Source organism: Nonomuraea zeae (genome assembly GCF_005889725.1).
Lineage (GTDB): Bacteria > Actinomycetota > Actinomycetes > Streptosporangiales > Streptosporangiaceae > Nonomuraea > Nonomuraea zeae.
Genome location: NZ_VCKX01000403.1, coordinates 1 through 9,367, shown reverse-complemented (window position 1 = coordinate 9,367; position 9,367 = coordinate 1). Strand labels below are relative to the sequence as shown.

The 9,367-nt window shown below is 72.8% G+C and carries 9 protein-coding genes; 4 read left to right on the top strand and 5 right to left on the bottom strand.

From position 1 onward, the window contains the following. Nucleotides 1–42: 42 nt before the first annotated feature. From ETD85_RS56575 to ETD85_RS56565, 3 genes are read right to left on the bottom strand one after another with little or no spacing between them, the layout of a single operon-like run. Nucleotides 43–2,292, bottom strand: coding sequence for an ATP-binding cassette domain-containing protein (locus tag ETD85_RS56575; protein ID WP_138698105.1), 2,250 nt, complete (start codon nucleotides 2,290–2,292; stop codon nucleotides 43–45). A gap of 56 nt (nucleotides 2,293–2,348) precedes the next feature. Beyond that, on the bottom strand, nucleotides 2,349–2,738 hold the full coding sequence (locus tag ETD85_RS56570) for a cupin domain-containing protein (protein ID WP_138698104.1): 390 nt from the start codon (nucleotides 2,736–2,738) through the stop codon (nucleotides 2,349–2,351). A gap of 7 nt (nucleotides 2,739–2,745) precedes the next feature. Then, a complete protein-coding gene (locus ETD85_RS56565) occupies nucleotides 2,746–3,642 on the bottom strand; it encodes an alpha/beta hydrolase (protein ID WP_138698103.1) in 897 nt (298 codons plus the stop codon). A 96-nt stretch (nucleotides 3,643–3,738) separates the two neighbouring features. On the opposite strand from ETD85_RS56565, the gene ETD85_RS56560 reads away from it, so the two are divergent. Then, the gene (locus ETD85_RS56560) at nucleotides 3,739–4,773 is read left to right on the top strand and encodes a PucR family transcriptional regulator (RefSeq protein ID WP_138698102.1); all 1,035 of its coding nucleotides are present in this window, start codon (nucleotides 3,739–3,741) and stop codon (nucleotides 4,771–4,773) included. Here ETD85_RS56560 and ETD85_RS56555 read toward each other — a convergent pair. Next, entirely contained in the window at nucleotides 4,763–5,971 is a 1,209-nt protein-coding gene (locus ETD85_RS56555) for an acyltransferase family protein (protein ID WP_138698101.1), read from the bottom strand. The two genes, ETD85_RS56560 and ETD85_RS56555, sit on opposite strands and share 11 nt — an antisense overlap. After that, nucleotides 5,961–6,935 (bottom strand): alpha/beta hydrolase, encoded by a 975-nt coding sequence (locus ETD85_RS56550; RefSeq protein ID WP_240780071.1) that lies wholly within the window; start codon nucleotides 6,933–6,935, stop codon nucleotides 5,961–5,963. Before ETD85_RS56550 ends, ETD85_RS56555 begins: the two co-directional genes overlap by 11 nt. Before the next feature lie 134 nt (nucleotides 6,936–7,069). On the opposite strand from ETD85_RS56550, the gene ETD85_RS56545 reads away from it, so the two are divergent. The 3 genes from ETD85_RS56545 to ETD85_RS67390 form a co-directional block, all read left to right on the top strand. Beyond that, entirely contained in the window at nucleotides 7,070–8,260 is a 1,191-nt protein-coding gene (locus tag ETD85_RS56545) for a sensor histidine kinase (RefSeq protein ID WP_206059520.1), read from the top strand. After that, complete coding sequence (locus ETD85_RS56540) at nucleotides 8,257–8,925, top strand: response regulator (RefSeq protein ID WP_138698099.1); 669 nt, start codon at nucleotides 8,257–8,259, stop codon at nucleotides 8,923–8,925. The genes ETD85_RS56545 and ETD85_RS56540 overlap by 4 nt, the downstream gene beginning before the upstream one ends. An 81-nt stretch (nucleotides 8,926–9,006) precedes the next feature. Beyond that, the coding region (locus ETD85_RS67390) for a helix-turn-helix domain-containing protein (protein WP_338087262.1) at nucleotides 9,007–9,367 on the top strand (361 nt) is incomplete at its 3' end.

The window sequence follows — 9,367 nt, the reverse complement described above, 5'->3', positions numbered from 1 at the left end:
CTGGTGGGGTGAGCGGGCCGTGCTGCCGGCTCGCCTGGGTGGTCAGGCGGGCAGGGCGGCGGCCAGGTGGGTGGCGGTGAGGGAGCCGGGTGTGGTGAGCAGGTCGCGCGGGGTGCCTTCGAACATCAGCCGCCCTCCGTGCTTGCCTCCCCCGGGCCCGAGGTCGATCACCCAGTCGGCGCGTTTGATGACGTCGGGGTCGTGTTCGATGACGATGACGGTGTTGCCGGCGTCGACGATGCGGTCGAGCAGGTCGAGGAGGCTGTCGACGTCGGACATGTGCAGGCCGGTGGTGGGCTCGTCCAGGACGTAGAGGTTGCCGGTCTTGGTGAGCTCGCCGGCGAGTTTCATGCGCTGGCGTTCGCCGCCGGACAGGGTGCTGGTGGGCTGGCCGAGGGTGAGGTAGCCGAGGCCGACGTCGAGGAGGGTGCGGACGCGGGTGGTGACGGCGCGTTCGGTGAAGAAGGCGGCGGCTTGCTCGGCGGTGAGGGCGAGCACGTCGACGATGGTGTGGCCGCGCAGGCGGTGGCTGAGGGCTTGGGGGTTGTAGCGGCTGCCTGCGCACATTTCGCACACGGCGGTGACGGGGTCCATGAAGGCCAGGTCGGTGTGGATGACGCCGCGGCCTTCGCAGGCGGGGCAGGCGCCGGTGGAGTTGTGGCTGAACAGGCCGGGGTCGGCGCCGGTGGTGCGGGCGAACAGGCGGCGGATGGGGTCGAGGGCGCCGATGTAGGAGGCGGGGCTGGAGCGGGCCGAGGTGCCGGCGGCGTTCTGGTCGACGACGATGGTGCCGGGGTGCTGGGTGGGCAGGACGCCGCTGATGAGGGTGGACTTGCCGGAGCCGGCGACGCCGGTGACGCAGGTGAGCACGCCGGTAGGGATGTGGACGGTCAGGTCGTGCAGGTTGTGCAGGGTGGCGGCGGTGATGGTGAGCCGGCCTGCGGGGTGGCGTACGGCGGGTTTGAGCGGGGCGCGGCGGTGCAGGTGGCGGCCGGTGCGGGTGCCGGAGCGGGTGAGCTGGTCGACGGTGCCTTGGAAGACGATGTCGCCGCCGTGGCGGCCGGCGCCGGGGCCGAGGTCGATGACGTGGTCGGCGATGGTGATGACGTCGGGGTCGTGTTCGACGACCAGGACGGTGTTGCCTTTGTCGCGCAGGGCCAGCAGGAGCTGGTTGAGGCGGCCGACGTCGCTGGGGTGCAGGCCGACGCTGGGCTCGTCGAAGACGTAGATCATGCCGGTGAGGCTGGAGCCGAGGTGGCGTACGGTCTTGAGGCGCTGGCCCTCGCCGCCTGAGAGGGTGGAGGTTTCGCGGTCGAGGCTGAGGTAGCCGAGGCCGATCTGCTCGACGCGGGTCAGGGCGCGTACGGCGGTGCCGGCGACGGGGTTGTCCAGGCCGGTCAGGACGGCGATGAGGTCGGTGATCTCCATGGCGGCGTAGTCGGCGATGGTGTGCGGGCCGATGGTGGTGGCGAGGGCGGCCTGGTTGAGGCGGGCGCCCTGGCATTGGGGGCAGCGGCCTTCGGTGACGCAGGCGAGGACGGCGCGGCGGTTCTTGTCCGACAGGGTGGACAGGTCGCGTTTGAGGTAGAGGCGGGTGAAGCGGTCGGCGACGCCTTCGTAGTCGACCTTGTTGAGGGTGCCGTTCTTGCCGTGGACGTCGACGGTGAAGCCGCTGCCGTGCAGGAGGAGCTCGTGCTCGGCGGGGGTGTAGTCGGCGAGGGGTTTGGCGGGGTCGAAGGTGCCGGAGCGGGCGTAGATCTGCCATTGCCAGGTGCCGACGCCGAACAGGGGGAAGCGGATGGCGCCCTCGTCGAGGGACTTGGCCGGGTCGAGGAAGGCGTCGAGGTCGAGGCGGATGGCGCGGCCGAGGCCGTCGCAGCCGGGGCACATGCCTTGGGGGTCGTTGAAGGAGTAGGCGTAGGAGTAGCCGGCGCTGGGGGTGCCGTAGCGGGAGAACAGGACGCGCAGGATGGGCAGGATGTCGGTCATGGTGCCGACGGTGGAGCGGGTGTTGCCGCCGATGGGTTTCTGGTCGACGACGATGGCGGCGCTGAGGTTGTCGATCGCGTCGGCTTCGGGTTTGTCGTGTTTGGGGAGCCGGTTGCGGATGAACCAGGAGTAGGTCTCGTTGAGCTGGCGCTGGGATTCGGCGGCGATGGTGTCGAAGACGAGGGACGACTTGCCTGATCCGGAGACGCCGGTGAACACGACGAGCTTGTTTTTCGGGATGCGCAGGGTGAGGTTTTTCAGGTTGTTCACCCGCGCTCCGGTGATCATGATGCTGTCGTCCATGCGGTCACGTTAGGGCAGGGGTCTGACAGTTTTCTCGTGGGTGGTGGCGGGGTGGCTCAGGCTTCGGGGCGCTGCTTCAGGCGGCTGCCGGGGGGCAGGGTGACGGTCAGGATGTTGCTGGGGATGTCCAGCTCGATGCGGTGCCGGCGGCCGCGCGGGACGATGGCGGCGGTCCCGGCCGGCAGCCTGATCTCTTCCTCCTGCTGGCCCGGCCGTTCCGGGTGCAGGTAGAGGCGTATCTTGCCGATGAGGCAGGAGACGATCGTCTCGGCGTGCGGGTGGACCTCCCCGTGGCCGGCGTGGACGTCGGCGGCGGTCTTGGCGTGGAAGGCGGTCAGCTGCCAGCCGTCCTGGCCGGTGTCGCTCGTTCGTCGTCCGGCGTGGATCTTGCCGTCCTGGTGCAGGTGGATGGAGGAGGCGAACAGGTCGATCGGGGCAGGTGTCATCGTGGCGTCACTTGGCCAGGGCGCGGCGCAGGGCGGCGGTGAGGCCGGCGATCTGCCGCTGTGAGACCTCGGCGGACAGGAACGCCTGGGAGCCGTGGAAGGTGCCGGGCCATTGGTGCAGTTCGACCGGTACGCCGGCTTGCAGCAGGCGTAGGGCGTAGTCGATGCCTTCGTCGCGGCCGGGGTCGAACTCGGCGGTGGCGATGTAGGCGGGTGGCAGGCCGGCCAGGTCGGCGGCCCGTGCGGGGGCGGCGTAGGGCGTGGCCGGGGTGGAGCCCAGGTAGTAGCGCCAGATCGTGGAGACTTTCTCCCGATACAGCCAGGGCGTGTCGGTGAAGTGCCGCTGTGACCAGGTCTGCTGCCGGTCGTCGAGGCCGGCTTCGTTGAGCAGCTGGAAGCGGATCGCCGGCCCCTGCTCGTCGCGTGCCCGCAGCGCCACCGCGGCCGCGAGTCCCGCGCCGGCGCTGTGGCCGCCGATCGCGATCCGCTCCGGGTCGATGCCGAGGTCGTGCGCGTGCTGCGCGGTCCAGGTCAGTACGGCGTAGGCGTCGTCCAGGGCGGCGGGGAAGGGATGCTCGGGGGCGAGCCGGTAGCCGACGGAGATCACCACCGCGCCGGAGCCGTCGGCGATGCGGGACGCCCACGGGTGCTCGGTGTCCAGGTCGCCCATGACGAATCCGCCTCCGTGCAGCCACACGACGGCGCCCTGGGCGTGGAGGGGGCGGTAGATGCGTACCGGGACGTCCGGGTCGGCGGGCACCGTGCGGTCCTCGATCTCCAGTCCGGTGGCCTCCGGTGCGGGTCTGGCGGTGGCCAGCTCGGCGTAGTTCTTGCGCGAGGCGATCGGGTCGGTCAGGTCGACCTGCGGGAGAAAGGGGATGAACGCTTCCAGTTCTGGATCCATGCCGTCTATCCTGTTGATTGCCACAAGGGACATCATCCGCCATCTGTCGGATGTTCAGCCGAAATGACGCACCGGTCGGCGCATATCCTCCTTGTCATGGAGGCACTGGCCGAACGGCTGTCGCAACTGGATCCGCAAGCCGAGGGCGTGATCCGGGTCGTCATGTTCTACGACACGCTGATGCGCCGGCGGGTGGACCTGCCCGCGCTCGCCCGTGCCTCGGCGGGCCTGGCCGAGTGCGTGGCCGGCGCGCGCCTGCACGGCACGGGACGGGTGATCCGCGTCTCGCCCGACGGCAGGCCCGCGCCCGAACCGCCGCCGCCGTCGTCCACCACCGCGCCGATCGTCCTGGACGGGGAGGAGATCGGCACGGTGTGGCTGGAGCGCCCCGGCCCGCCCGACCCGCTCGACGAGCTGCTGCTGGACCGGCTGGCCATCGCCACCGCGGCGGTCGTGGAAAGGTACGGCCCGGCCCGCACCACCATGGCCGACCCCGCCCTCGTCGAGCTGGTGATCAGCGCCGGCAGCGACGAGGCGGCCAGGGCCCGCGCGCTGCGCCTGCTGGGGTTCGCCGCCGACGTGCCGGTACGCGTCGCCGCCGTGCACACCCGGCTTCCCCTCGACCAGGTCGGCGGCCTCATCTGCCCGGCCCGCCCGGTCAAGGCCGCGCCGCTCGCCGACGTGGGCGTCATCCTGGCCACCACCATGGACGCGGCCCGCTTCCCCGACGGCGTGCGCGCGGGCATCGGCGCCGCGCAGAGCCCCGGCCAGTCCTGGCGCGAGGCCCGTACCGCCCTGCGCTTCACCGGCCCGCGCGAGCCGGTCATCCGCTACGACGACCTGGGCGCGCTGGCGCTGCTGGCCGAGATACCGCACGACGCCGCGCGCGGCAACACCGACGTGGCCGCGATCGACCGCGTGGCCGCCAACCCCGAGGACCTGGAGACGCTGGACGCCTACTGCGCCACCGGCTCCCTGCGCCGCGCCGCCGACCTGCTGCACCTGCACCACAGCAGCGTCGCCCGCCGGCTGGAGCAGATCGGCAAGACCATGGGCCTGGACCTCACCCAGCCGGCCGGGCTGATCCGGGCCAGGCTCGCCCTGACCGCACGGCGGCTGCTCAGCGACTGAAGCACCGAAGCCGGGCACCCTCGCGAGACAGCGCCCGGCGCGGTGGAGGAGCCGCCCGCGGGCGTCCGGGCGTGGTCGTACCGTGCCCGGGTTCTTCGTGCCGCCGCCGCTCGTGAGCGTGGAAGGCGGCTCGGCACACGAGCAGGGCCAGCGCGAACGCCGGCAGCCAGGCCAGCCGGGCGAGCACCCAGGCCGGACCGTCCGGGACGGTGTGCAGGCCCGGCAGGGGCCGGCCGGCGAGCAGGCCGAGCGCGGTGACCGCGATCATGGCGGTCTGGTGCCACAGGAAGATCGTCATCGCCGACAGGTTCGCCAGCGCCACGAACGCCCAGACGGCGGGCCGTGACAGGACCCGGCGGAGCGGGCCGAGCAGCAGCAGCGCCGCTCCGCATTGGGCCAGGCCGAAGGTGACGGCCGCCATCGTGGGCGGGGACTGGTTCGAGACGCGGGCGCCCGGGACCCCCACCATGGAGGCCGGATAGCCGGCCCAGAGCACGAGCGCGGCCGTGGCCGCGGCGCCGCCGAGCAGCAGCGCCCACCCGGTCGTACGGGTGCGCAGGCGGTCGCGGGCCCAGGCCGCGCCCAGGCAGTACGGCACCAGCCAGCCGGCCGCCAGATTGACCCAGCCGACCCAGGCAGGCCCGCCGAGCCCGAACCGGACCAGGTCGGCGAACGCGACCGTGGCCAGCGGCCACCCCGGGTGCAGCCGGGCCACCAGCGGGGTGAGTGCCGTCAAAGCGGCGTACACCAGCAGGAACCACAGCGGCGACCACACCAGCTTGGCCAGCGCGTTCACGGTCACGGGGTCCGCCCCGAGTGCGAGCATCACGGCCGCCACCGGGGTCCAGAGCGCCGGCACGGCGGCGACCGGCCGCAACAGCCGGGCCATCCGCGTGCCCAGCCACCGCCCGTAGGTGACGTTCCTGCCCCGGGCGCCGGCGTGGCTTCGGGCGGTCGACTGGCCGCCCACCAGGAAGAACAGCGCCATGGTCTGGAAGATCCAGGTCAGCGGGGCGAGGTGGGGCATGTCCCGCAGCGGGCTGGCGACGCGTACGGTGCCGCTGTCGGAGACCAGCGCGGTCACCAGCCAGTGGCCGAGCACCACGCCGCCGATGGCCAGGGCGCGCAGCGCGTCGAGACCACGGTCGCGCCCGGCGGGGGTCGCCGCCTCGACGCGCCGGATGAGGTCAGAGACCACGGCGCGCCCCGGCGGGAGGCTGCCCGGAGACGAGGCGGGCGATGTTCACCAGCGACGGGGACCCGGCCGCGAAGTAGTCGCTGTGCCCGCCGTCGCCGGCCGCGAAGACGCGGGCGCCGAAGTCCGGGCAGACCGGGTCGGCGCCGAACCCCAGCGTGACGAACGGCAGGCGGAGCCGGGTGTGCGGCACATGGGCGACCCAGTCACGGCTTCCCCGGCCGGCCCAGACGGTCGCCGGGGTACGCAGCGCGCCGACGTCGTCGGCGGTGACGCCGGGGCTGCCGATCAGCACGATGCCGGCGACGTCCAGTCCGGGTGCGGCCCGGCCGCAGACCACGCTGCCGTAGGAGTGGCACACCACGGTGATGCGGGCGGCGGGCTTGAGCGCGGTCAGCTCCCGCACGAAGGCGCGTAACGCCGGCGCCGCCTCCTCGGCGCGGCCGGCGGTGAGCGCCGCCAGGCTCACCGTGCCGGGGGTCCGGTAGCCGAGCCAGGCGATGACCGCCGACCGGCCGCCGAGCGCCTGGTGCAGTCTCAGCGCGCCGCCGCGCAGGAGCCCGTACTTGTCCAGGTGGGTGTCACCGCCGGGCACCAGCACGGCGAGGTGCCCGGCCGCCGCCAGGTCGCCGAAGACCTCGACGGCGCGGCCGCCGTCACGGCCGTCGAAGGACAGCAACCGGCGCGCGGGATCGGCCATGGCGTGCAGCATCGCGGCCCGCCGCCGGTGGCCGTGGCCGGCGGCCATCCGCTCGGCGGCCACGATGTCGCCGCGGACGGCGGCGTAACGTGCGGCCAAGGCCGCCGGGGCCGCCGAAGCCGCCACCCTAGGCAGGGCCCCGGCGGCGGGGACGGGAGCGGGCACGGCCGCAGGACGCGCCGCACCCGTCACCGGCACCGCCACCGCCGCGGCGACGGAGGCGGCCAGCAGGGTGCGGCGCAGACGGGACACGTTGACGTGGATCACCCGATCGACGGTGCCGCAGGCCATGCCGGCGCCACATCGGACCGCCGTCGCCATTCACGGCGGTGCCGGTATACCACGGTCGTACACCCGTGGTCCGATGCCGGGGCCGCGGACGCGCCGATACGCTTCTGGTCATGCCCGTGACACCGCCCATGCCGCCGCTGAAGCGGGTCCCACCCGGCGCGTGGACGGTCCTGGCCTGGTGGGCGGGCCTGGTGTTCACCTTCCTCATCCGGATCAGGCTCCCCGGCGAGTCCGGGCCCGCCAAGCTGGCCGGGCCGTTCTTCTTCCAGTGGGACGGGCTGGCCTGGCTGGCGGCGGCCACCGTGCTGGCGCACCTCGCCGCGGTCCTGCTGCGCCGGCGGCCGCTGCCCGCGCTGGGCTTGCTGCTCGCCGCCGCGGTCCTGGCGTGCGTGCCGCTGGGAGTGGCCGAGATCCCCTTGGCGCAGTTCCTGGCGGCCGATGCCGCGCTGCTGTTCATCGCGGCCGAACGCCCGCGCCGGACCGGGATCACCGCCCTGCTCGGCGCGCTCACCCTGCTCGCCGGCTATCTGACCACCCGGCTGCTGTCCGGCTGGCCCGCCGGCACCTCGGCGGAGCTGGCGGTGGCCATGACGGCGGTCATCGCCTGGCTGGTCGGCCACTCGGTACGCCAGGCGCGCGAGCACGCCGACACCCTGCTCGCCACGGCCGCCGCCCAGGCCGTCGCCGACGAACGCCTGCGCATCTCGCGCGAGCTGCACGACACGGTCGCCCACAGCATCGGCGTCATCGCCCTGCAGGCCGGCGCCGCCCGGCGGGTCATCGACACCCAGCCGCGCTGGGCGGGCCAGGCGCTGGCAGACATCGAGACGGCCGGGCGGGAGACGCTGTCCGGACTGCGGCGCATGCTCGGCGTCCTGCGGCACGGCGGGCAGGGCCGGCCGTGCGAGCCGGCCCCCGGCCTGGCGGACCTCGACAGGCTCGCGGCGACGACGACGGACGCCGGTGTCCACGTCGAGGTGCGCCGGCTGGGCGAGCGACGCCCGCTGCCGCCGGAGATCGACGTCTCGGCCTACCGCATCATCCAGGAGGCGATCACTAACGTGGTGCGCCACGCCGGCACCAGCCGCTGCCAAGTGTCGATCGAATACCGGGCCGACGAGCTGGCCGTCGAGGTCCTCGACGGGGGACGCGGCCTGCGCCGCAGGCCGGAGGGCGGCTACGGCCTGGCCGGGATGCGGGAGCGTGTCACCCTGCTGCAGGGAAGCTTCCGCGCCGAACCGCGCGCCGAGGGCGGCTTCCGGGTCACGGCCCGCCTGCCCCTGACCGCGCGAGCGCGATGAGCGTCCGCGTCGTCCTGGCCGACGACCAGCCGCTGATCCGCGCCGCCCTGCAGATGGTCATGTCCGACGCCCCCGACCTCGAACTCGTCGCGGAGGCCGCGACCGGGCTGCGCGCCGTGGAGGTGGCCGAGGAGCTCGACCCGGATGTCGTGGTGATGGACATCCGCATGCCCGTCATGGACGGCATCGAGGCCACCCGGCTGATCGCCCAGGGCCCCAGCCGGGCCCATGTCATCGTCTTGACCACGTTCGACGAGGACGACTACGTTTACGGCGCGCTCCGCGCGGGCGCGTCCGGGTTTCTGGTCAAGGACATGGCCCTGGACGACATCCTCACCGCGATCCGGGTCGTGGCCGCCGGCGACGCCCTGATCGCGCCGGGCGTCACCCGGCGGCTGATCGAGGCGTTCGCCGGCCGCCCCGCACCCGATCCCGCGCCCGATCCCGTGCCGCGGGAGCTGGCGGGCGTCACTGAGCGCGAACGCGAGGTCCTCACCCTGATCGCGCGCGGCCTGACCAACACCGAGATAGCCGCCGATCTGGTCATCAGCGTCGCCACCGTCAAGGCGTACGTGGGCCGGCTGCTGAGCAAGCTGGATGCGCGGGACCGGGTGCAGCTTGTCATCCTCGCCTACGAGGCGGGCCTGGTGTCACCGTCGAGGTGAGTGGCGGCCTGTGCCCGCAGGCCCCCGGCATGAGGCGATAAAAATACCGGTATTTGTATCGCAGGGTATAGAGTGAGCGCCATGGTACGACCTCCGCTGACCCTGGAAGAGCGGCTCCGCGGCGAACAACTCGGCCTGGTGCTCCGGCAAGCCCGCGGCGAACGCAGCATCGTCGAGATCGCCGCCGCGGCCGGCATGTCCGCCGAAACCCTGCGCAAGATCGAGACCGGCCGGATCGCCACGCCCGCGTTCTTCACGATCGCGGCGCTGGCCGACGTGCTCGGCATCTCCCTCGACCGGCTCGCCGACCACTCCACGCCCGCCCCCACCTCTTTCTCTTATACACATCTCCGAGCCCACGAGACCCTAAGACATCTCGTATTCCGTCTTCTGCCTGAAAAAAAAAAACAACCATATAAGGATCAGCAATCAATTCGACACC

Excerpts from the sequence above, each read along its gene's own strand:
- ETD85_RS56575 (WP_138698105.1), bottom strand. The coding sequence starts at position 2,292 with ATGGACGACAGCATCATGATCACCGGAGCGCGGGTGAACAACCTGAAA.
- ETD85_RS56560 (WP_138698102.1), top strand. The coding sequence starts at position 3,739 with ATGGAGGCACTGGCCGAACGGCTGTCGCAACTGGATCCGCAAGCCGAG.
- ETD85_RS56545 (WP_206059520.1), top strand. The coding sequence starts at position 7,070 with ATGCCCGTGACACCGCCCATGCCGCCGCTGAAGCGGGTCCCACCCGGC.
- ETD85_RS56565 (WP_138698103.1), bottom strand. The coding sequence starts at position 3,642 with ATGGATCCAGAACTGGAAGCGTTCATCCCCTTTCTCCCGCAGGTCGAC.
- ETD85_RS56540 (WP_138698099.1), top strand. The coding sequence starts at position 8,257 with ATGAGCGTCCGCGTCGTCCTGGCCGACGACCAGCCGCTGATCCGCGCC.
- ETD85_RS56570 (WP_138698104.1), bottom strand. The coding sequence starts at position 2,738 with ATGACACCTGCCCCGATCGACCTGTTCGCCTCCTCCATCCACCTGCAC.